This window comes from Jiangella muralis (assembly GCF_001270745.1).
In the GTDB taxonomy this organism is placed as follows: Bacteria; Actinomycetota; Actinomycetes; order Jiangellales; family Jiangellaceae; genus Jiangella; species Jiangella muralis.
In genome coordinates this window covers 195,139-217,313 of record NZ_KQ434751.1, presented here as the reverse complement: position 1 = coordinate 217,313, position 22,175 = coordinate 195,139, and the positions used below count along the sequence as shown (strand labels likewise).

The window sequence follows — 22,175 nt, the reverse complement described above, 5'->3', positions numbered from 1 at the left end:
CACGACCCGAGGCCGTGGCAACCCCCGTCACCGGTGCGTCACTCCGTCGTGATGGCGCGCAGCACGTCGAGCTTGGCGGCGCGGCGGGCCGGCCAGACGGCGGCCAGCACGCCGACCACCGCGGCGAGCACGACGAACACGATCAGCTGACCGCCCGGGACCGAGAGCACCTCGAGCCCGTCGTCGGCGATGGCGCGTTGCAGCGATACCCCGAACAGCAGGCCGAGCGCGACGCCGAGGACGGCGCCGAGAACGGCGATGGCGATGGACTCGAGCCGGATGGTGCGCCGCAGCTGGCGCCGGCTCAGGCCGACCGCCCGCAGCAGCCCGACCTCGCGGGTGCGCTCCATGACCGACAGCGCCAGCGTGTTGACGATGCCGAGCACGGCGATCAGCACCGCCAGCCCGAGCAGCGCGTATACCAGGAACAGCAGCTGGTTGACCTGGTCGCGGGACTGCTGCTTGTACTCGTCCTGGTCCTGGACGGTGACCGTCGGGACGTCCGCGGTGGCCGCCTTCAGGCCGTCCTGGACGGTGGCGAGGTCGGCGCCGTCGTCGGCGATGACGTAGAGCATGGAGTCGAGCGACGGCACCGCGCCGTCGGCCAGCGTCTGCTGGCTGACCACCACGCCGCCGGCCAGCAGCGGCGACTGCGCGTAGATGCCGGCCAGCTCGATGTCCTCGTCGGAGCCGGGCAGCTGCAGCCGGACGGTGTCGCCGACGGACAGCCCCTTCGACTCGGCCTGGTCCTCGCCGATGAGGAACTGGCCGGGGCCGAGCTCGTCGGTGCCCGCGACCAGCTCGAGGTCGGCCGCCCGGCTGTACGCGACCGGGTCGAACGACTGCAGGAACGTCTGGTCGCCGTCGACGAGGCCGCCGGACATCCGCACCGACACCACCTCGTCGACGCCGTCGACCTGGCCGACCTGCTCGGCGATGCCGGGGGAGAACGGCTGCCCGACCGCGTTGGAGACGACGAACTGGGCGCGGACGCCGTCGTCGAGGGCCTTGTCGACCGTCGCGTTGGCCGACGCGCCGACGATGGAGATGGCCGTGACCAGCGCCATGCCGATCATCAGCGCCGACGCCGTGGCCGCCGTGCGGCGCGGGTTGCGCAGGGCGTTCTCACGCGCCAGCCGGCCGACGGTGCCGAATGCCTTCGGGTACCAGCCGGCCACGACCCGCAGCACCGGCGTCGCCAGCACCGGCGCCAGCAGCGCCACGCCGATGAACACCGCGAAGATGCCGGCGCCCACCATCAGCGCCGCGTCGTTCACGTCGGCGAACAGGCCGGTGGCCATGGCCGCCGCGCCGAGCAGCGTCAGGCCGCCGCCGACCCACAGGTGCACCCGGCGCGACGACTCGGTGGAGACGACGTCGTCGCGCATGGCCGCGATGGGCGGGACCTTCGACGCCCGCCGGGCCGGGACGTACGCGGCCACCATGGTGACCACGATGCCGACGACGTAGGAGATGACGACGGTGCGCGGCTGCAGCACCAGCCCGCCGGCCAGCTCCAGCCCGAACGCCCCGAACACCGTCTTGAGCAGCTGCGCGACACCGAGGCCGAGCAGCAGGCCGAGGGTCGAGCCGACGACGCCGACGACGAACGCCTCGAGCAGCACCGACCGCGTGACCTGGTGCCGGCCGGCGCCGAGCGCGCGGTACAGCGCCATCTCCTGCGAGCGCTGCGCCACCAGGATCGAGAACGTGTTCAGGATCAGGAACACGCCGACGAACAGCGCGATGGCGGCGAACACCAGCAGGAACGTGTTGAAGAAGCCGAGCCCTTCCTCGATCGCCGACGCGGTCTCCTCGTCGACGTCGGCGCCGGTCAGCGCCTCGAAGTCGCCCGGCAGGATGGCGCTGATCTCGTCGCGGACCTGCTCGGCGCTGGTGCCCTCGGCGGCCGTGACGGAGATGCGGTTGAACGCGTCGTCGCCGTCGAGGAACAGCTGCTGGGCATAGCCGGTCTCGAACACCGACAGGCTGGCGCCGGCCAGGCTGCCGGACTCGCCGAAGCGGACCACGCCGACCAGTTCGGCCGTCACGCGCGGGTCGTCGCCGGTGCCGACGAACTGGACGTCGTCGCCGAGCTGGTAGCCGGAGTCCTCGAACGTGCGGTCGTCGAGCGCGACCTCGCCGGGGCCGGACGGCAGCTCGCCGTCGACCAGCTCGAGCACCGGCGCGCCGTCGGCCACGGGGCCGTCGTGGTAGTTGACGGCGATGCCGGGGGCGCCCTGCGTGGTCATGACGTCGCCGTCGGAGTCGAGGACGAAGAAGCTCTGGTTCTCGACGTCGCCGTCGGCCCGCTCGACGCCGGGGAGATCGGCGACCTCGTCGACCAGGCCCGACGGGATGGTCGTGGTGGTGCCGGTGGCGAAGCCGGCGAACAGGTCGGCCTCGCCGGGGAGGTCGGGCCGCACGACGACGTCGGAGGACAGGCCGCCGAAGATGTCGTCGAAGGTGCGGTCGATGGTGTCGGTGAACACGTACGACCCGGCGACGAACGCCACGCCCAGCACGATGGCGAACGCGCTCATCGCCAGCCGCAGCTTGCGCGCGGCCAGGCTCTTGAGAGTCGCGCGGATCATGCCTGCTGTCCCACGGCGTCGAAGCCCTTCATCCGCTCCAGCACCTTCTCGGCCGTCGGGTCGGCCAGCTCGTCGACGATCTGGCCGTCGGCGAGGAACAGCACCCGGTCGGAGTAGGCGGCGGCGTTGGGGTCGTGGGTGACCATGACGATGGTCTGGCCGAACTCGCGGACCGAACGGCGCAGGAACGACAGCACCTCGGTGCCCGACCGGGAGTCGAGGTTGCCGGTGGGCTCGTCGGCGAAGATGATCTCGGGCTTGCTGACCAGCGCCCGCGCGCAGGCCACGCGCTGCTGCTGGCCGCCGGAGAGCTGGTTCGGCTTGTGCCCGAGCCGGTCGGCCAGGCCGACGGTCGCGATGACGTTGTCGAACCACTCCTTGTCGATGGACTGGCCGGCGATGTCGAGCGGCAGCGTGATGTTCTCCTTCGCCGTCAGCGTGGGGATCAGGTTGAACGCCTGGAACACGAAGCCGATCTTGTCGCGGCGGAGCTTGGTCAGCGCCTTGTCGTTCAGCCCGCTCAGTTCGGTGTCGCCGATGTACACCTCACCCGACGTCGACGAGTCCAGCGCGGCCATGCAGTGCATGAGCGTGGACTTGCCGGAGCCGGACGGGCCCATGATGGCGGTGAACCGGCCGGCGGCGAACTCCACCGTCACGCCGCCCAGCGCCACCACCCGGGTGTCGTCCTTGCCATAGATCTTCGTCAGGTCAACGGCGTGGGCCGCCGTGCGCGGCGAGCTGGGTTCCGTCGTCACCGGTGCGCTCCTCGTCAGCTGGTTCGTGGATCGGGTTCCACGCTATTGGCCGGAAGGGGCGGGATGATCGGCGAACCGCACTGTCTGCGGGGTCCACCGTGAGGAGTAGGGCACCGGCCGGAACCGTCCTGCGGGCGTACGACCGACCCCGGCGTCAGAGCGCGCCGGGCTGGACCAGGCCGCTCTCGTAGGCGTAGACGGCGGCCTGGACGCGGTCGCGCAGGCTCAGCTTCGTCAGGACGTTGCCGACGTGCGTCTTCACCGTCGTCTCGCTGACGACCAGCTCGGCCGCGATCTCGGCGTTGGAGTAGCCGCGCGCCACCAGCGTCAGCACCTCGCGCTCGCGGTCGGTGAGGTGCGCCAGGTTCGCCGGGGTGGGGGAGTCGGTGGCCGGGAAGCGGCTGGCGAACATGTCGAGCAGCCGGCGCGTGATGCTCGGCGCCACGACGGCGTCGCCGCGCGACACCGTCCGGATGGCCGTCACCAGGTCCTCGGCCGGGACGTCCTTGAGCAGGAAGCCGCTGGCGCCGGCCCGCAGCGCCTCGACGACGTACTCGTCGAGGTCGAAGGTGGTGAGCACCAGGACGCGCGGCGTGGTCTCGCGGGCGGCGCCGGTGATCTGCCGGGTCGCCTGCACGCCGTCGACGCGTGGCATGCGGATGTCCATCAGGACGACGTCGGGCTGCAGCGCCCGCGCGTCGGCCACCGCCTGCTCGCCGTCGCCAGACTCGCCGACCACGGCGATGTCGGACTCGGCCTCGAGGATCATGCGGAAACCGGTGCGCAGCAGCGGCTGGTCGTCCACCAGCAGCACGCGGATGGGCTGGGCCGTCATCGTGACATCGCTCCGTTACTGTCGTACGGGATCTTCGCCCGCACTTCGTAGCCGCCGCCGCGGCGGGGTCCGGCCGCGAGGGTTCCACCATAGAGGGCCACGCGTTCGCGCATGCCCAGCAGGCCGTGCCCTGGACGCCGGCCCTCCAGCGCGGTCGCCACCCCGTGGCCGTCGTCGCTGACCTCGACGTGCACCTCCGACGGCAGGTAGCGCACGTGGACGGTGGCGGCCGACGGGCCGGCGTGCTTGATGGTGTTCGTCAGCGCCTCCTGGATGACGCGGAACGCGGCGAGGTCGACGCCCACCGGCACGGCGCGCGGCTCGCCGTCGACCGTCACGTCGACCGGCAGTCCGGCGTCGCGCACCTGCTCGACCAGGAAGTCGAGGTCGCCGAGGCCCGGCTGCGGCGCCAGCGTGGCCGGATGGGCGCCGCGATCGTCGCCGTCGGGGGTGCGCAGGACGCCGACGACGCGGCGCATCTCGGCCAGCGCGGACCGGCCGATCTCCTCGATCGCCTCCAGCGCGACCGCCGTGCGCTCGACGTCGCGGTGCAGCGCGCGGCGGGCGCCGGCCGCCTGCACCGTCATGACCGACACATGGTGCGCGACGACGTCGTGCAGCTCGCGGGCGATGCGCGAACGCTCCTCGGTGATGGCGGCCCGCACCTCGACGTCGTTGGCCCGTTCCAGGCGGCGGGCGCGGTCCTCCAGTTCGGCGGTGTAGAGGCGGCGGCTGCGCATGGCCCGGCCGATGCCCCACACGCCGAGGATCACCAGCGCGCTGATGGTCAGGCCTGCTCCGGCGCCCATCGCCTGCTGATCGGCGTGACGGTCGACGTTGACCAGCGTGTAGCCGACGGAGACCGCGCTCTGCACGACGAGGACCAGCACCGACGCGCCCAGCCCGGCGTAGCTGGCGGCGCTGTAGACGGCGATCAGCAGCACGACCGCCGCCGTCGGCATGGCGTAGTCGACCGCGAGGAACGGCAGCGTCGCGACGGCCGTCCAGAGCCCGACGATCACCGGGTGCTGTCGCCGGACGATCAGCGGCAGCGTGATGACCAGCACCAGCGCGACCCCCAGCGCGTCGGCGTCGGCGTACTCGATGCCGTTGGGATCGGTGTACACGAACAGCGCGACGACGCCGGTGACGGCCAGGACGAACGTGATCGACGCGTCGAGCAGCCACGGCTCGATACGTGGGAAGAACTTGGCGCGCGCCGTCGTCACACGATCAACGGTAGGCCGCCCGCCCCCGTCTCCGGCTCGTCCTCGACGGCGAGCTCTGGCCTCCACCGGCAGGATGACCCACCGCCGCCGCCGTCAGGGCGACACCGGCGGGACCAGTCCGAGCTCGGCGAAGACGAACCCCAGCCATTCCGCCGCGTCGCGCTGCCGCTCGGCGGCGCTGGAGGTGAGGCCGTGGCCGGCGTTCTCGCGCACCCGCAGCAGGACGGCGCCCGGCCCCTGCTGTGCCTCCTGCAGCCGGGCCGCGAACTTGCGCGCGTGCCAGGCGGGGCAGCGCGGGTCGCGGTCGCCGGCGGCGAGGTAGACGGCGGGATACGTGCCGGGACGGATCAGGTGGTACGGCGACAGCGCGGCGACGTGCTCCGCGGCGTCGCCGCCCGGCCAGTCCAGCTCGGTGACGTACTTCCCGTACGGCGTCTCCAGGTCGGTGATCAGGTCCAGCGCCGGCACCAGCGGCACCGCCGCGCGCCAGACGTCCGGACGGGTCACCACGGCGGCGCCGGCCAGCCAGCCGCCGTGCGAGCGTCCGACGACGGCGAGGCGTTCCGGGTCGGCGCGGCCGGTCGCGACGAGGTCCGCCGCGACCGCGTGCAGGTCGTCGAGCACCGTCTGCTTGTGCCCCCGCCGGCCGCCCTCCCACCACTCCCGCCCCAGTTCGCCGCCGCCGCGCGTGTGCGCCCAGACGTGCAGCCCGCCGGACGCCGCGACCGCCGCCGCGTCGTCCGACCACTCCGGCGTCAGCGCGCGGTAGAACCCGCCGTACGCCGTGATCAGCGTCGGCCGCGGCCGCTGCCCGCACTCGTCCGGCCGGTACAGGCAGGTGTACGGGATCAGCGTGCCGTCGGCGCCGACCGCCTGCCGCTCCTCGACGACCGCGCCGGGCAGCCCGGTGGCCGCGTCCGCCAGCAGCCGCGGGACCTCGTCGCCCGGCCGCCAGCCGGACACCGTCCACGACCGGCTCGGCGACGACGCGGGCAGCAGCAGCTCCGGCGCGCCGGCCGGCCGGGCCAGCGCGTGCAGCGCCGCCACGCCCGTACGCACCGACACCCGCGGCGGCAGCGGCAGCACCCGGCCGCCCGCGGCGTCCAGCTCGCGCACCCGCGACCAGCGCCCGTCGACCAGCTCGACGGTGTACAGCGCCGCCCGCGTGCGGAGCAGCGCCACGATGACGCCGTCGCCCTCGGGCAGCAGCTCGCGCCAGCCGGCCGGGTCGCCGGGATCGTCCGCGTCGAACCGGATCGCGACCACCCCCCCGCGCGGCGCGCCGACGTCGGTCCACGCCACGTACTCGTCGCCGATCGGGTAGCCCGCGACCAGTGGCCCGTCGACCCCGGGCACGGCGGTCAGGAACGGCCGCCAGCCGCCGTCCGGGTCGGTGCGGTCCTGGACGGCGACCGGCAGCGGCGTCAGCAGCCCGTGCGCCGCCACCGTCCAGCGGCCGTCGCCGGCCTGGATCAGCGTGTAGTCCGGCGACGGGGCCGGCAGCGGGATCGGCTCCGCGTGCTCGGTCCGCGACCGCAGGTCGTAGCGGAAGATGGCCTGCTCGAACCGGTCCACCGGCGCGGTCATGCCGAGGTAGTGGAACCCGGACGAGTCCGGCAGCCAGCTCACGCCGCCCAGCAGCCCGTCGAACAGCAGCCGGTCCGGGCCGTGGCCGAGCGGCTCGCCGGACCCGGTGTCGAGCAGCCGGATCGCGTTCTCCTCGCCGCCGCCCTGCCCGATGCCGACCGCCAGCACCGTCCCGTCCGGCGACGGCGCCAGCCACGCGGCCCGCTCGCCGGCCGGCAGCCGGGCCACTGTCTCGCCCGGGCCGAGCGGTTCGGCGCTCGCGATCAGGGCGGCGCCGTCGGCCCGGAACCAGCGGCCGGCGGCGGGGACCGGCAGCGCCGGCGGCGGGCCGCCGTTCAGCCGGCCGAGCAGCCCGGCCAGCGCGTCGAGGTGCGGCCAGGCGCCGACGGTCTCGCCGGCGGCGGCCGCCTGGGCGCGCTGCCAGGCGAGGACGTCGGCGTCGTCGGCCTCCAGCCAGCGGTACGGGTCCGCGGTCGTGGTCGTCATGCGCGTGATCCTCGGCGCTCGACCGCTTGTGGCGCCGATCGTGCAGGATATGGATGCTGATGTTCTGCTGAGGGACGGAAATGGACACTCTCGACGACGACGATCTCGCCCTGCTGCACGCCGTCCAGCTGGCTCCGCGGGCGCCGTGGCAGCGGCTCGGCCCTGTCCTGGGCGCCGACCCGGTGACGGTGGCGCGGCGGTGGGCGCGGCTGTCCGGATCCGGCGCCGCGTGGTTCGCCCTGCACCCTGCGCTGGACGGCCTCACCTTCGCGTTCGTCGAGGTCTCCTGCGGCGGGAGTCAGGCGGACGTCGTCGCGGCGCTGGTGCGCGACCCGCGGGTGGTGACGCTGGAGCACGTCACGGGTGACCGCGACCTGCTGCTGACCGTGCTGGTGCCGGAGCTGCCCGACCTCGCCGAGTTCCTGCTGACCGGGCTGCCCGCGGTGCCCGGCGTGCGGGCGGTGCGGACGACGGTCGGGATCCGGTCGTTCCTCTCCGGCAGCCGGTGGCGGCTGCGGGCGCTGTCGCCGTCGCAGCAGGTGCGGCTGGCGGCGCTCGGCGGCTCCGGGGCCGTGGGCGACGGTGCGGGCGGCGGGGGCGGCGGGCCGGCGCGGGGGAGCGCGGAGTACCGCGCGCTGCTCCGGCTGCTGTCGGCGGACGCCCGGCTGGGCGCGACCGAGGTGGCCTCGCGGCTGGGCGTGAGCCGGGTGACCGCCCGGCGCCGCCTGGCCGCCGCCTTCTCCGGCGACCTCGTCGTCCGCTGCGACGTGGCCCAGCCGCTGACCGGCTGGCCGGTCACCGCCATGCTCTGGGCGCAGGTCCCGCCCGGCCACGTCGACGACGTCGCCCGGCGGCTGGCCGGCCTGCCGGAGGCGCGGGCCGCGGAATCGGTGACCGGCGGCGCGGCCAACCTGCTGCTCGGCGTGTGGCTGCGCTCCCTCGCCGACCTGCAGCGGCTGGAGGCGGCGCTGGCGGAGCGGGTGCCGGAGCTGCGGGTGCTGGACCGGTCGATCGCGCTGCGGACGGCCAAGCGGATGGGCCACCTGCTCGACGCGTCCGGGCGGGCCGTCGGCCACGTGCCGGTGGATCCCTGGGCCACCCCGGCCAGCTGACCCGGTCCGCGGCGCACGGCCCGCCTGCTGCCCCGATTCACGGTTCCTGCTCGGCAGCCTTCGCCACGGCCAGCGCGTCGAGCGGGTCGGCCTTTCCGCGCGGGCCGCTGTGGTGGCGTTCGGCCACCATCAACCGGACCGGCACCCACACCACCGAGGCCCCGGCAGCCACCAACACGTTCGCCAGGCGCCGGGCCAGGCCACGACCGTCCGCCCACGGTCACCATGAGAAGCGTCCGTCCTACTCGCAAGCGTGTGATGGGCGAACCACGAGAGCCCCGCCGAGCAGCACCGGCACACACGAGCTTGACAGAGAGATCATCAACCTTTTGGGCTGCCACGACAGCCAAAAAGGTGGACGATCATGGTCGACGCCACGCGGGGAGCGTCCGGCCGGCACCATCGACAGCGCCAGTTCCGGTTCGGCGTCGGATCGGGCGGTTTCGCGAGCCTCCGGATATCGAGTCGACCGGCTGACGACGCAGGCCACCCCGGCCGGCTGAGGCCAGGCGGAGAGGACCGTCAGGCGTCGACCGGGGAGGTGCGGGGCGAGGGGGCCTCGTCGTCGTCGGGGGAGGCGGCGACGCGGTCGGGGAGCGGCGGCGGCGTGCCGCCGTACGCCGGGCACAGCGCCTGATAGGAGCACCAGTCGCACAGCCGGCTGGGGCTGGCCCGCCAGTCGCCGGCCTCGGTGGCCCGTTCGATGGCCGCCCACAGCGCCGCCAGCTTGCGCTCGGTGGCCCGCAGGTCGGCTTCGTCGGGCTCGTACCGCAGCAGCTCGCCGCTGCCGAGGTAGATGAGCTGGAGTAGCCGCGGGACCCGGCCGTGCAGCCGCCACAGCACCAGCGCGTAGAACCGCATCTGGAACATGGCCCGCTGCTCGAACCCGGCCCGCGGCGCCTTGCCGGTCTTGTAGTCGACGACGCGGAGGTCGCCGGTGGACTCGGCGCGGTCGAGACGGTCGACGTAGCCGCGCAGCCGCAGGCCGGAGTCGAGCGTCGTCTCGACGTACAGCTCCCGCTCCACGGGCTCGAGGCGGGTGGGGTCCTCCAAGGTGAAGTACCGCTCGACCAGGGCCTCGGCGCTGGCCAGCCACGCCACCAGGGCCGACCCGTCCTCGTCGTCGGCGAACAGGTCGGCCACCGCGGGCTCGGCCTCGAGCAGCGCGTCCCACGCCGGCCGGACCAGTTCGGTGGCGCGCCCGGGCGTCCGCTCGCCGGACGGGAGCTCGTACAGCCGCTCCAGCACGCTGTGCACGACGGTGCCGCGGGTGGCATCGGAGCTGGGCGGCTCGGGCAGCCGGTCGATGGTGCGGAACCGGTAGAGCAGCGGGCAGGTCATGAAATCGGCGGCGCGCGACGGCGACAGGCTGGGCACGCGCTCGGCCCCGGGGTCGTCCCCGGGAGCGGTGTGCGTGCGGATCGCCATGTTCGTGACTGTAGATCACCCCTCCGACAGAGCCGGGCCGCACACGCCGCCGCGTCCGCCACGTAGCCTTGGAAGATGGCAACCGGTCGTGGTCGGCAGCTGAGCATCGGACGCATCGCGGGCATCCCCGTCTTCGTCAGCCCGACGTGGTTCCTGGTGGCCGCCATCATCACCTACTGGGGCCGCGGCGTCGCCCAGCACTACCTGCCCGAGCTGTCCGACGGCAGTGCCTACCTGGTCGCGTTCCTGTTCGCCGTGCTGCTGTACCTGTCGGTGTTCGTGCACGAGCTGGGGCACGCGCTGACGGCGCGCCGGCTGGGGCTGCCGGTGCGCGGCATCACGCTGCACTTCCTCGGCGGCTACACCGAGATCGAGCGCGACGCGCCGACGCCGGGACGCGACCTCGTGGTGTCGGCGGCCGGGCCGCTGCTGTCGCTGGCGCTCGGCGGGCTCGGCCTGCTCGCCGTCCAGGCCATCGACGATCGCGTGCTGTCGTTCCTGGTGTGGGAGCTGGCGGTCGCCAACCTGCTGGTCGGCGTGTTCAACGTGCTGCCCGGCCTGCCGCTCGACGGCGGGCACATGCTGCGGGCGGCCGTCTGGCGGGTCACCGGCGACGAGCACCGCGGCACGGTCGTGGCGGCGCGCTGCGGTCAGGTGCTGGCCGGTCTCGTGCTGGTCCTCCCGTTCGCGCTGAACGGCGGCCGGCCGCAGATCTCCGTCATCATCTGGGCGGGGCTGGTCGCGGCGCTGCTGTGGAGCGGCGCGACGCAGGCGCTGACGGTCGGCCGCATGCGGGCCCGGCTGCCGCGTCTCGACACCCGGACGCTGGCCCGCCGCGCGGCGCCCGTCGCGCCCGACCTGCCGGTGTCCGAGGCCATGCGGCAGGCCCGCGAGGCGAACGTGACGTCGCTGGTCATCGTCGACAGCGCCGGGCGGCCGACGGGCATCGTCAGCGAGAGCTCGGTGGCGGCCATCCCGGAGCAGCGCCGCCCGTGGGTGACCATCGGGCAGCAGTCGCGCTCGCTGCAGCAGGGCCTGATCCTGCCGCTCGACGTCCGCGGCGACGACCTGTTGAAGGCCATGCGCGAGCTGCCGGCCACGGAGTACCTGGTGGTCGACGGCGAGGGCCGGGTGTACGGCGTGCTGGTGACGTCCGACGTCGACCACGCGCTCGCGGCACGCTGATCCACGCGCCGGCCTGTCGGACCCGGCCGCTAGCCTCGACCGCATGTCCGCGACCGAATCGTCTCGCCGCACCGGGCCCTTCCGGGTCGGCGACCACGTGCAGCTCACCGATCCCAAGGGCCGGCACCACACCATCACCCTCCAGGACGGCAAGGAGTTCCACACCCACAAGGGATCGTTCCAGCACGACCAGCTGATCGGCCAGCCCGAGGGCTTCGTCGTCATCTCGACCGGCGGGACGGCCTATCTCGCCCTGCGGCCGCTGCTGTCCGACTACGTGCTGTCCATGCCGCGCGGCGCGGCGGTCGTGTACCCGAAGGACGCGGGCCAGATCGTGGCCATGGCCGACGTCTTCCCGGGCGCACGCGTGGTCGAGGCCGGGGTGGGCTCCGGCGCGCTGACGATGTCGCTGCTGCGGGCGGTCGGCGAGCACGGCACGGTGCACTCGTACGAGCGGCGGGCCGACTTCGCGAAGATCGCCGCCGAGAACGTCGAGCGGTTCTTCGGCGCCGAGCATCCGGCCTGGCAGCTGACCGTCGGCGACCTCGTCGAGTCCCTCGACGACGCCGAGGCCGACCGCGTGGTGCTCGACATGCTGGCGCCCTGGGAGTGCGTCGACGCCGCGGCGGGCGTGCTGGTGCCGGGCGGCGTGCTGTGCTGCTACGTCGCCACCACCACCCAGCTGTCGCGCACGGTCGAGACCATCCGCGAGAGCCAGCGGTTCACCGAGCCGGTGTCCTGGGAGTCCATGGTGCGCACGTGGCACGTCGAGGGCCTGGCGGTACGCCCCGACCACCGGATGATCGGCCACACCGGCTTCCTGGTCACGGCCCGCCGCATGGCCCCCGGGGTCACCCCGCCACCGCGTCGCAGACGGCCCGCGCCCGGCAACACCGCCGGCAAGGACGCCGGCAATGACGGCGGAACCGCCACGCCGGCGAGCGAGTTGGGGTAGAGAGAATTACCACGCCCATCGGACCGAAAGTCAACATCTGGTCACTAGCTGATCTCCTGCATGGCGTTCGGGCCGGGCGACTGTAAGGTCTGGCTATAGACGACCCCCTTCCGAGGAGGTGCGAGATGGCGTCGTACGACGATGGCTTCGATCAAGGCCGTCGCGGGTCCGGGCGCGAGCCGTCCGACATGGCCGGCGAGGTGGCTTTCCTCGAAGCACGACTGGCGTCCGTGAACGCCCAGAACGAGCGGCTCGCGGCCACACTGCGCGAGGCCCGCGACCAGATCGTGGCGCTCAAGGAGGAGATCGACCGGCTGGCCCAGCCTCCGTCCGGGTTCGGCACGTTCCTGTCCACGTACGACGACGGCACGGTCGACGTCTTCACCGGTGGCCGCAAGCTCCGGGTCGCCGTCAGCCCCGACGTCGAACTGGGCGAGCTCCGGCCCGGCCAGGAGGTCATGCTCAACGAGGCGCTCAACGTCGTCCGGGCGCTCGAGTACGAGCGGGTCGGCGAGGTCGTCATGCTCAAGGAGCTGCTCGCCGACGGCGAGCGCGCGCTGGTCATCGGGCACACCGACGAGGAGAAGGTGGTCCGCATCGCCTCGCCGCTGCAGGACTCCGGCCTCCGGGTCGGCGACTCCCTGCTGCTCGAGCCGCGTGCCGGGTTCGTCTACGAACGCATCCCGAAGTCCGAGGTCGAGGAGCTCATCCTCGAAGAGGTCCCGGACATCGACTACTCCGACATCGGTGGTCTGGCGCGGCAGATCGACCAGATCCGCGACGCCGTCGAGCTGCCGTTCCTGCACGCCGAGCTGTTCCGCGAGCACGAGCTGCGCCCGCCCAAGGGCGTGCTGCTGTACGGCCCGCCCGGGTGCGGCAAGACCCTCATCGCCAAGGCCGTCGCCAACTCGCTGTCCAAGCAGATCGCGAAGCTGAAGGGGATGTCCGAGCACAAGTCGTACTTCCTCAACATCAAGGGCCCGGAGCTGCTGAACAAGTACGTCGGCGAGACCGAGCGGCACATCCGCCTGGTCTTCCAGCGGGCCCGCGAGAAGGCCAGCGAGGGCACCCCGGTCATCGTGTTCTTCGACGAGATGGACTCCCTGTTCCGCACCCGCGGCTCGGGCGTCTCCTCCGACGTCGAGAACACCATCGTCCCGCAGCTGCTCAGTGAGATCGACGGTGTCGAGGGGCTCGAGAACGTCATCGTCATCGGCGCCTCGAACCGCGAGGACATGATCGACCCCGCCATCCTGCGGCCGGGCCGGCTGGACGTGAAGATCAAGATCGAGCGGCCCGACGCCGAGGCGGCCCGCGACATCTTCAGCAAGTACCTCACGACCACCCTGCCGCTGCACCCCGACGACCTCGGCGAGCACGGCGGCGACCGGGTGGCCACGACGGCGGCCATGATCCAGCGGTCGGTCGAGAAGATGTACTCCGAGACCGACGACAACCGCTTCCTCGAGGTCACCTACGCCAACGGCGACAAAGAGGTCCTGTACTTCCGCGACTTCAACTCCGGCGCGATGATCCAGAACATCGTCGACCGCGCGAAGAAGATGGCGATCAAGGACCTCCTCGACACCGGCGCGCGGGGCCTGCGAGTGCAGCACCTGCTGACCGCCTGCTTCGACGAGTTCAAGGAGAACGAGGACCTCCCGAACACCACCAACCCCGACGACTGGGCCCGCATCTCCGGCAAGAAGGGCGAGCGCATCGTCTACATCCGCACGCTCATCTCGGGCAAGCAGGGCACCGAGGCCGGCCGGTCCATCGACACCGTGGCCAACACCGGCCAGTACCTCTGACACTGCGACATTGAACAGCGTGCCCGGCGGAGGCGCCGTCCTGCTCGATGCGGGGCGGCGCCTTCGCCGTTCGTGGCCGGCGCTGGTCGCGCTGGCGGCGGCCGGCCTGGTAGCGCGCGAGTACTCGCTCGACGCGGCGGTGTGGGCGGGCCGGCACTCGGCGGTGCTCGGGCTGCTCGTGCTGGCGCTGGTGCCGCTCGGTTCGATGCTGGTCACCGTCGCGATGCTGCTGGTCATGCGCCCGTCGACGGTGCCGCCGGGACGCCGCGTGCGTACGGTGTTCGCGGTGCTGGGCAGCCTCATCGTCCCGTTCCTCGTCGTCTACGAGCACTACGGCACGTTCGCCGAGGACCAGCGGGAGTACTACAACCAGGCCGCCCACGACGCCGCGGAGCTGGCCGCCACCACCGGCGAGGTCAGCGACCGCATCCCGGCCGGTGCGTCGGCGGCGGTGCTGGGGACGGCGCTCGGCGCGCTGGCGCTGCGGTCGCTGGCCGGGCGGCTCTCGCGGGGACGGCCGCAGACGTCGGGCCGGCGGACGGCGCTGCAGGTGCTGGCCGGCTACTGCGACGTCGTGTGGATCGTGCTCGGCGTCTTCGTCGTCGCGCTGGCGAACCGGCGGGTGCGCGACTGGTGGTCCGGCCGGGTCGCGACGGACCGCGTCGAGACGTGGTGGGCGGAGCTGACCGACCGGTTCGAGCTGCTCGACCGGCTGGCGGCCGGCCTGGTCCCGACGACGGACCTGCTGGTGGCGGGCGTGTTCACCGGCCTGGTGGTGCCCATCTCGTGGCTGGCGTTCGGGACCATCGTGTACGGCACGCAGCCGGCCGATGCCGTGGCGCCGGCGGCCGGGCGGATGGCCACCCGGCTGAGCGCCCACGTCGGCGAGCAGAACGTCGCCCGGGCGTGGCGTCTGGGCCTGGACGGCGAGCGCCGGTTCGGGCCGCTGGCGGCCGGGCTGACGATGATCTGGCGGTCCGGGTGGGCGTCGGCGCTGCTGTTCTGCGTGGCCTACGTCGCGGTCGGCCTGACCGGCCACCTCGTCTGGGGTGTCGCCCGGCTGGTCGTGGGTCCGGCGCCGGTGGCCGACTGGACGGCACTGGCCGGGCCGCTCGAGGCGGTGTCGATGATCCTCGTGCAGGTGCTGTCGGCGGCGCTGCTGGCGGCCGCCGCCGACGCGCTGGTCGGCCGGCTGCCGGCCACCGCCGTCACGGCACCGGAAGCGTCCAGTACTCCGGTAGCAGTTCCAGCGCGCTGACCCGCAGGAGGTCCGGCTCGGCGTCGTCCGGCAGCAGGAAGTACACGACGCCACCGGCGTCGGGCCCGCCGCAGTACACGCCGATCGACTCGTCGTCGTACGACGGGAGGTAGCGCGACCCGGCCGTGTACCGGTTCCCGTCGCCGTCCTGCAGCTGGGCCGTGCAGTTCAGCGACTCGTCGTCGCCGCCGCCGGAGGCCAGTTCCGCGCGCCAGACGGTGTAGCCGTCGGGCGGCGGCTCGTCCGGCACGTCGCCGGCCCGGCCGAACTCGGCCAGTTGCAGCGACACGTCGCCCACGACCGCGCGGCCGTCGCCGCCGGGGGAGACGGCGATGCGCTCGCCGCGCGGCCACCACACGTCGCGGGCCTGCTCCGAAACGGGCCACGCCAGCCCGGCCAGCGCCACCACCATGACCGGCAGCGCGACCCGGTTCCGCCGCCACCACTCCCGACTCATCCGCCGGCCTCCGCGAGGTCGCGCGAACGCGGCTCCAGCGGCTCGTCGTCCGCCTCGTCCACCCGCAACGCCACCTCGGCCTCGGCCCGCGGCACCGCCCGGCCGGGCGCGTCCGGGCTGATCACCAGCGTGAGCCGGCCCAGCGCGTCGGACGGCAGCTCGAAGACGACCTCGCCCCGCTCGGGGACCCGCGGGTCGAACGGGTTGCCGATCATCGGGTTGGCGGCCCGGTTGGACGACGCGTACTCGCGGCCGCGCCGGTCGCGCAGGGCCATGCCGGAGATGGCGGCCGGCTCGTCCAGCGCCGCCGCGGTGACGTCGACGGCGATCCACACGCCGTCGCTGGCCTGGTCGTCCAGCCCGTCGGTCAGCACCGTCGCGGCACGGGCGCCGTGCACCGTCACCTCGACCGGTTCGACGACGGCCCGGTCGCCGGCCGTCGCTTCGTCGACGAACGGCCCGGTCCGCGGCCACCAGGTGTCCGCCCGGGCGCCGACGGCGCCGGCCGCGATCACGACCGCGATCATCGCGACCAGCCCGGCCGGCGACGGCCGCCGGACCCGCCGGTGCCGCGCCATCACGACTCCTCCTCGACGAGCGCGTCGCCCGTGGCGTCGTCGCGGGGGAGCGTGGTGTGCGCCGCCACCCCGTCGGCCCGCCACACCCGCCCGGCGTCGATGGTGCTGTCGGACAGCCGCGACCGCAGGTACGACACCGCCAGGTCGTCACCGAGGTCGGGCACGTCGCCGACCGGCCAGAGCAGCGCGACCCGGGCCGGCAGGCCGGGCTGCAGCCCCGGCGACAGGGTCGCGTCGGCGAGCAGCAGGACGCGGTCCGGCTCGCCGTCCACCCGCAGTTCCGGCGGCAGCCCCAGCGAGCGCTGCGGGAAGGTGATGGTGGCGTCGGTGAGGGCGGTGACGTCGGCCTCGACGACCAGCCAGGCGGCCGCTTCGGCGTACTCGAGCCCGTTGGTCGCGATGTCGTCGCGGATCGTCCACGACCGCGCCGCCAGCCGCACCGGCCCGAGGTCGACGTCGGCGCCCGCCTCGACCCGCTCGGGCTCGGGCGTGGGCGCCGCCCGCAGCCCACCGGTGAGCGCCGTGACCAGCACGGCGGCCACCAGGGCCAGCCAGGCGGCGCGACGCGGCCAGGTGCCGGCGAGGGCCGCCGCGATGGCGCGGGCGGACAGGGACATCGCGGGGATCATACGAGATGAGCGCCGCGTAGGGTTCGGGGCATGACCTCCTCGCAGCGCTCGATCGGCTGGGGCGTCGTCGCCACCGGCGCCATCGCCCACAACGTCGCCGGCGACCTGCGGCTGCTCGAGGACAGCCGGTTGGCGGCGGTCAGCTCCCGCCGTCTCGACCGCGCCGAGGCGTTCGCCCGCGACCTCGGCGTCGACCGCGCCTACGACGACGTCCGCGCACTGGTCGACGACCCCGCCGTCGACGTCGTCTACGTCGCCACCCCGCACGCCCAGCACGCGCCGGTCGTCGAGCTGGCGCTCGAGGCCGGCAAAGCGGTGCTGTGCGAGAAGGCGTTCACGACGTCGCTGGCCGACACCACCCGGCTGGCCGAGCTGGCCCGCAAGCGCGGCGTGTTCTGCATGGAGGCCATGTGGACGCGGTTCAACCCGCTGATCACCCGGCTGCGGCAGCTGGTCGCCGACGGCGCCATCGGCGATGTCCGCGCGGTGTCGGCCGACCTCGGGTTCGTCGCGCCGGCCGACCGCACCGACCGGCTGTGGGACCCCACGCTCGGCGGCGGGGTGCTGCTCGACGTCGGCATCTACCCGGTCGCGTTCGCGCAGATGCTGCTCGGCGCGCCGTCCGCGCTCACCGTCACCGGCACGCTGAACGAGCAGGGCGTCGACAACGAGGCCGGGCTGCTGCTCACCTGGCCCGCCGGCGTCCGGGCCCACCTGGACGTGTCGCTGATCTCGCCGATCCCCGGATCCGCGCTGGTCATGGGCACGACGGGCCGCATCGAGGTGCCGCCGCGGTTCCACGCGGCCACCGTCATGCGGCTGGTGCACGCGCCCGCCCGCGGCGTCGAGGAGACCCAGACGTTCGAGTGGGAGAAGGAGGGCCGCGGCTACCTGCCCATGCTGCGCGCCGTCGCCCAGGCGGTCCGCGAGGGCCGCACCGAGTGCCCGGAGATGCCGCTGGCGCACACCGTCGAGATCGCCGGCATCCTGGAGCGGGCCCTGGATGGGCTGGGCGTCCGCTATCCGGAGCCGGCGCCGGTCGAGTCGCTGCGCTGAGCCGTGCGGGTCGAGCCGCTGACCGAGGCGCTGTGGCCGGCGTTCGAGGACCTCCTGGCCGACAGCGGGGGAGCGGCGGCCCGCTGCTGGTGCATGGCGTGGCGACTCGGCCCCGAGTACCGGAAACGGGCACCGGCGGCGAACCGCGACGACTTCCGCGCCGTCGTCGCGGCCGGCCCGCCGCCCGGGCTGCTGGCACTCGACGACGACGGCCGCGCGGTCGGCTGGTGCCAGGTGACGCCGCGCTCCGCCATCCCGGCGCTGGATCGGCCCTGGCGGCTGCGCGCCGTCGACGACGTCCCCGTGTGGGCCATCACCTGCTTCTACGTCCGCAAGGGGCAGCGCCGGCAGGGCATCACGTCGGCACTCGTGTCGGCCGCGGTGGCCCTGGCCCGGGCGGCCGGCGCGCCCGCCGTCGAGGCGTATCCGCTGGACGGCGCGGTCTCGCCTAGGGGGTGTCTGACGGATATTGGTGGATGCGGGCGGCGTCCAGGGGCCGGTCCAGCAAGGCGGAGGAGGAGGTCGATGCGGTGCCATCGGGCGACGACGACAACGCAGCTGGTCGGCGTCTGGGCGTCGATCCGCGCCGCCGAAGCTCCGTCAGACACCCCCTAGCTCCACCAGCACGGGGTATGTGTCCACCTTCCTCCGGGCGGGGTTCACCGAGGTGGCCCGGCGATCACCGGAGCGGCCGATCCTGCGGCTGCTGCCGTAGGCTCGTGACATGAGTGCCCGTCGCATCATGGGAATCGAGACCGAGTACGGCATCTCGGTGCCCAGCAACCCTGCGGCCAACTCCATGCTGGCCTCGTCGCAGGTGGTCAACGGCTACGCGGCGCAGCGCGCGCACGCGCGGCGGGCGAGGTGGGACTTCGAGGAGGAGAACCCGCTGCGCGACGCCCGCGGGTTCGAGCTGTCCCGCGGCGGCGCCGACCCCAGCCAGCTCACCGACGAGGAGATCGGGCTGGCCAACCTCATCCTCACCAACGGCGCCCGCCTCTACGTCGACCACGCCCACCCCGAGTACTCGTCGCCCGAGGTCACGTCCCCGCGCGACGCCGTCGTCTGGGACAAGGCCGGTGAGACCATCATGGGTGTCGCGGCCCAGTGGGCCGGCCGGCTGCCCGGCGCGCAGCCCATCCAGCTGTACAAGAACAACGTCGACAACAAGGGCGCCTCGTACGGCTGCCACGAGAACTACCTGATGAACCGGTCGACGCCGTTCGCCGACATCGTCCGCCACCTCATCCCGTTCTTCGTGTCGCGCCAGGTCGTGTGCGGCGCCGGGCGGGTCGGCATCGGCCAGGACGGCAGCGGGCACGGCTTCCAGATCTCCCAGCGCGCCGACTACTTCGAGGTCGAGGTCGGGCTCGAGACCACCCTCAAGCGGCCGATCATCAACACCCGCGACGAGCCACACGCCGACCCCGAGCGCTACCGCCGCCTGCACGTCATCCTCGGCGACGCGAACCTCTCCGAGATCTCGACCTACCTCAAGCTCGGCACTACCGCGATCGTCCTCGCCATGATCGAGGACGGCTTCCTCGGCGGCGACCTCGCGGTGTCGCGGCCGGTCGGCGCCCTGCACGAGGTCTCGCACGACCCCACCCTCAAGCACCTGATCGAGCTGGCCGACGGCCGCAAGCTGACCGCCGTCCAGCTCCAGACCGAGTACGCCGAGCAGGCCCGCAAATTCGTCGAGGACCGCTACGGCGCCGACGTCGACCCCGTCACCGCCGACGTGCTGAACCGCTGGGAGACCACCCTGCAGGCGCTGGCCACCGACCCGATGTCGCTGTCCGACCAGCTCGACTGGGTGGCCAAGCTGGCGCTGCTGCGGTCCTACCGCGACCGCGACGGCATGGACTGGAAGCACCCGAAGCTGCACCTCATCGACCTCCAGTACGCCGACATCCGGCCCGAGCGAGGGCTCTACCGGCGGCTGGTCGCGAAGGGCCGCATGCAGCGCATCGTCACCGACCAGGAGATCGACGACGCCGTCCACCTGCCGCCCGAGGACACCCGCGCCTACTTCCGCGGCCGCTGCCTCGACAAGTACGCCGACTCCATCGCGGCGGCCTCCTGGGACTCGGTGATCTTCGACCTCCCCGGTCGCGAAGCGCTGCAGCGCGTGCCCACGCTCGACCCCAGCCGCGGCACCAAGGCCCACGTCGGCGACCTCCTGGACCAGTGCGACACGGCGGGTGACCTGGTCAGCGCACTGACCCAGCGCTGAGTCCGTTGGCCGCTGGGCGCTAGTTCGCCGCCTTGCGGCAGTGGGCCGTCCCCCTTGCCCATTTTCTCAGCCGCGGCACCGCGCCTCAAGCGGACCCATTGGCGCTTCGCGCGGCGAAGCACCGCTTGACCCGCGGCACCGCGGCCAAGAACGGGCAGCTATCAGGGGGACGGGGGAAGTGCGGGCAGAGACCGCCCGGTGCGCCGTGCGCCGTTTGCCTGGCTGCCGTCCCCACCGCCCCCTGGCCGTGCGCGGCCACCGATGGTTGGCGGATTACTGGCGCCCTGGGCCCACCAAACTGCCAACCACGAGCGGCCAGTACTCGGACCTATCGTCGTTCCTGTCGGTGCGCCGTTTGGTCGTCGTCGACGTCACTCGCGTGGTGGGCACCTCACCCGCCGTAGCACCGGATGACGGTCGTCGGCGGCGGCCATGTGGTCCTGGCGCGGGTGAGGTGCACCCGCCCCGCGTGAAGTGGCCCCTTGGTGGCTGATCAACTCGGTGGAGGGGGCCACGGCGGGCCCGGACCACGGCAGCGAACCCCGAGGCGTGCCCATACTGCCCCCGTCCCCCTGATAGCTGCCAGTTCTTGGCCGCGGAGCCGCGGGTCAAGCGGTCACCCGTCGCGCGAAGCGCCGTTGGGTCCGCTTGAGGCGCGGTTTCGCGGTTAAGAGAATGGGCGCCAGGGGGACGACCAACGTGCGCCCCGGCCAACGGTACGGACCGGCGCACGAGCAGCCAGCACGTGGCGTTCTGGGCGCCGTTTCGGGCGCTGAGCGCGGCTCACGTTATCGAAGCCGGGCCGCCCGGAGGCGGTTGCGCTGTCGGCGTAAGCAGAAATCTCTGGCCCGATCCGGTGTCCCGGGGCGGCATGATGTCACCACTCCTGGATAGGGTCGTTCTCAAGGCGACCAGGTGGAGGTTGGCGATGGCGCGTGAGACGACCGGCGGTCACAAGCAGACCCGGAAGAACGAGGACGTCGAGAACACCGAGGCGACCGAGACGAGCGAGGAGCTCAAGGAGCGGCAGGACAAGATCGACGACGATGTCGACTCCATCCTCGACGAGATCGACGAGGTGCTGGAGGAGAACGCCGAGGACTTCGTCCGGTCGTTCGTGCAGAAGGGTGGAGAGTAAGTGGTTGATGTCTCGCGTCTCGGCAGCCTGCCTGCGGAGTTCCTGACGCCGGGGACGTCGTCGTTCACCGAGTTCCTGCGGCAGTACTCGCCCGAGTTGCTGCCGGGGAACCGGGTGCCGGTGGGCGACCTCAGTGGGCTGGTTCCGCACGCCACCACGCTGGTGGCCACCACGTTCGTGGGCGGGGTGGTCATGGCCGGCGACCGGCGGGCCACCATGGGCAACATGATCGCCCAGCGCGACATCCAGAAGGTCTTCCAGGCCGACGAGTACTCGGCGGTCGGCATGGCCGGCTCGGCCGGGCTGGGCCTGGAACTCATCCGACTGTTCCAGCTCGAGTTGGAACATTACGAGAAGATCGAGGGCACCGTGCTGTCCCTCGAGGGTAAGGCCAACCGGCTGTCGCACATGATCCGCGGCAACCTCGGCATGGCCATGCAGGGCCTCGCGGTGGTGCCGCTGTTCGCGGGGTACGACACCGCCATCGGCGGCGGCCGCATCTTCTCCTACGACGTCACCGGCGGCCGGTACGAGGAGCACCAGTTCTTCTCGGTCGGCTCGGGCTCGGTGTTCGCCCGCGGCTCGCTGAAGAAGCTATACCGCAACGATCTCACGGCCGATGACGCCATCGCGGTCACCGTCCAGGCGCTGTACGACGCCGCCGACGACGACTCCGCCACCGGCGGGCCCGACCTCCAGCGGAAGATCTACCCGATCGTGGCGGTGGTCGACGAGACCGGCTACCGGCAGCGCGACGAGCAGGCCGTCGCGCAGATCGTCGAGGAGGTCGTGGCCGGCCGCGACCTCCGCCCCGACGGCCCGGTCGCGCCGCTGCGCTGACCA

20 protein-coding genes are annotated in these 22,175 nt (G+C 73.0%); 10 read left to right on the top strand and 10 right to left on the bottom strand.

Annotation, left to right across the window (positions count from 1 at the left end):
• Nucleotides 1-38: 38 nt before the first annotated feature.
• The 5 genes from ACW62_RS00945 to ACW62_RS00925 all read right to left on the bottom strand — a co-directional run bounded on the left by ACW62_RS00945 (nt 39) and on the right by ACW62_RS00925 (nt 7,489).
• The gene (locus ACW62_RS00945; RefSeq protein ID WP_053202207.1) at nt 39-2,594 is read right to left on the bottom strand and encodes an ABC transporter permease; all 2,556 of its coding nucleotides are present in this window, start codon (nt 2,592-2,594) and stop codon (nt 39-41) included.
• The gene (locus tag ACW62_RS00940) at nt 2,591-3,352 is read right to left on the bottom strand and encodes an ABC transporter ATP-binding protein (protein ID WP_240477190.1); all 762 of its coding nucleotides are present in this window, start codon (nt 3,350-3,352) and stop codon (nt 2,591-2,593) included. The genes ACW62_RS00945 and ACW62_RS00940 overlap by 4 nt, the downstream gene beginning before the upstream one ends.
• 154 nt (nt 3,353-3,506) lie before the next feature.
• Nucleotides 3,507-4,187, bottom strand: a complete 681-nt coding sequence (locus tag ACW62_RS00935; protein ID WP_053202205.1) for a response regulator — start codon at nt 4,185-4,187, stop codon at nt 3,507-3,509.
• Nucleotides 4,184-5,416: a sensor histidine kinase gene (locus ACW62_RS00930; RefSeq protein WP_053202204.1), complete on the bottom strand. Its 1,233-nt coding sequence runs from the start codon at nt 5,414-5,416 to the stop codon at nt 4,184-4,186. Before ACW62_RS00930 ends, ACW62_RS00935 begins: the two co-directional genes overlap by 4 nt.
• Before the next feature lie 93 nt (nt 5,417-5,509).
• Nucleotides 5,510-7,489 carry a prolyl oligopeptidase family serine peptidase gene (locus ACW62_RS00925; RefSeq protein ID WP_053202203.1) on the bottom strand — a complete coding sequence of 660 codons (1,980 nt, stop codon included), beginning with the start codon at nt 7,487-7,489 and terminating at the stop codon, nt 5,510-5,512.
• 80 nt (nt 7,490-7,569) lie between these two features.
• On the opposite strand from ACW62_RS00925, the gene ACW62_RS00920 reads away from it, so the two are divergent.
• Entirely contained in the window at nt 7,570-8,601 is a 1,032-nt protein-coding gene (locus ACW62_RS00920; protein WP_053202202.1) for an Lrp/AsnC family transcriptional regulator, read from the top strand.
• 37 nt (nt 8,602-8,638) lie between these two features.
• Here ACW62_RS00920 and ACW62_RS33690 read toward each other — a convergent pair whose 3' ends face one another.
• Together ACW62_RS33690 and ACW62_RS00915 are read right to left on the bottom strand one after the other, a co-directional pair.
• Nucleotides 8,639-8,779, bottom strand: a complete 141-nt coding sequence (locus ACW62_RS33690; protein WP_157574263.1) for a hypothetical protein — start codon at nt 8,777-8,779, stop codon at nt 8,639-8,641.
• A gap of 344 nt (nt 8,780-9,123) precedes the next feature.
• Complete coding sequence (locus ACW62_RS00915; protein WP_053202201.1) at nt 9,124-10,029, bottom strand: RecB family exonuclease; 906 nt, start codon at nt 10,027-10,029, stop codon at nt 9,124-9,126.
• Nucleotides 10,030-10,104: 75 nt separating this feature from the next.
• Between ACW62_RS00915 and ACW62_RS00910 the strand changes: the two genes are divergently transcribed.
• From ACW62_RS00910 to ACW62_RS00895, 4 genes are all read left to right on the top strand, one after another.
• The gene (locus tag ACW62_RS00910) at nt 10,105-11,214 is read left to right on the top strand and encodes a site-2 protease family protein (RefSeq protein ID WP_053202200.1); all 1,110 of its coding nucleotides are present in this window, start codon (nt 10,105-10,107) and stop codon (nt 11,212-11,214) included.
• 43 nt (nt 11,215-11,257) lie between these two features.
• Nucleotides 11,258-12,169: a tRNA (adenine-N1)-methyltransferase gene (locus ACW62_RS00905; RefSeq protein WP_053202199.1), complete on the top strand. Its 912-nt coding sequence runs from the start codon at nt 11,258-11,260 to the stop codon at nt 12,167-12,169.
• A 125-nt stretch (nt 12,170-12,294) separates the two neighbouring features.
• Entirely contained in the window at nt 12,295-13,980 is a 1,686-nt protein-coding gene (gene arc / locus ACW62_RS00900) for a proteasome ATPase (RefSeq protein ID WP_053202198.1), read from the top strand.
• Between the two features lie 19 nt (nt 13,981-13,999).
• Nucleotides 14,000-15,238 (top strand): hypothetical protein, encoded by a 1,239-nt coding sequence (locus tag ACW62_RS00895; RefSeq protein ID WP_053202197.1) that lies wholly within the window; start codon nt 14,000-14,002, stop codon nt 15,236-15,238.
• On the opposite strand, the gene ACW62_RS00890 is transcribed toward ACW62_RS00895, so the two are convergent.
• Genes ACW62_RS00890 through ACW62_RS00880 form a run of 3 tightly spaced genes read right to left on the bottom strand, consistent with a single transcriptional unit; the run spans nt 15,189 to nt 16,890 of the window.
• The gene (locus tag ACW62_RS00890; RefSeq protein WP_053202196.1) at nt 15,189-15,695 is read right to left on the bottom strand and encodes a hypothetical protein; all 507 of its coding nucleotides are present in this window, start codon (nt 15,693-15,695) and stop codon (nt 15,189-15,191) included. The two genes, ACW62_RS00895 and ACW62_RS00890, sit on opposite strands and share 50 nt — an antisense overlap.
• On the bottom strand, nt 15,692-16,273 hold the full coding sequence (locus tag ACW62_RS00885; protein WP_053202195.1) for a DUF4352 domain-containing protein: 582 nt from the start codon (nt 16,271-16,273) through the stop codon (nt 15,692-15,694). The genes ACW62_RS00890 and ACW62_RS00885 overlap by 4 nt, the downstream gene beginning before the upstream one ends.
• Nucleotides 16,273-16,890 (bottom strand): hypothetical protein, encoded by a 618-nt coding sequence (locus tag ACW62_RS00880; RefSeq protein ID WP_157574261.1) that lies wholly within the window; start codon nt 16,888-16,890, stop codon nt 16,273-16,275. The genes ACW62_RS00885 and ACW62_RS00880 overlap by 1 nt, the downstream gene beginning before the upstream one ends.
• 42 nt (nt 16,891-16,932) lie before the next feature.
• Here ACW62_RS00880 and ACW62_RS00875 point away from each other — a divergent pair, with 42 nt between their 5' ends.
• The 5 genes from ACW62_RS00875 to prcB all read left to right on the top strand — a co-directional run bounded on the left by ACW62_RS00875 (nt 16,933) and on the right by prcB (nt 22,172).
• Nucleotides 16,933-17,958, top strand: coding sequence for a Gfo/Idh/MocA family protein (locus tag ACW62_RS00875; RefSeq protein WP_053202193.1), 1,026 nt, complete (start codon nt 16,933-16,935; stop codon nt 17,956-17,958).
• Nucleotides 17,959-17,961: 3 nt separating this feature from the next.
• A complete protein-coding gene (locus tag ACW62_RS00870; protein WP_053202192.1) occupies nt 17,962-18,573 on the top strand; it encodes a GNAT family N-acetyltransferase in 612 nt (203 codons plus the stop codon).
• A 109-nt stretch (nt 18,574-18,682) separates the two neighbouring features.
• A complete protein-coding gene (dop, locus tag ACW62_RS00865; RefSeq protein ID WP_205629061.1) occupies nt 18,683-20,194 on the top strand; it encodes a depupylase/deamidase Dop in 1,512 nt (503 codons plus the stop codon).
• Nucleotides 20,195-21,122: 928 nt separating this feature from the next.
• On the top strand, nt 21,123-21,332 hold the full coding sequence (locus tag ACW62_RS00860) for a ubiquitin-like protein Pup (RefSeq protein ID WP_053202190.1): 210 nt from the start codon (nt 21,123-21,125) through the stop codon (nt 21,330-21,332).
• Complete coding sequence (prcB, locus tag ACW62_RS00855; RefSeq protein ID WP_053202189.1) at nt 21,333-22,172, top strand: proteasome subunit beta; 840 nt, start codon at nt 21,333-21,335, stop codon at nt 22,170-22,172.
• Nucleotides 22,173-22,175: the final 3 nt, after the last annotated feature.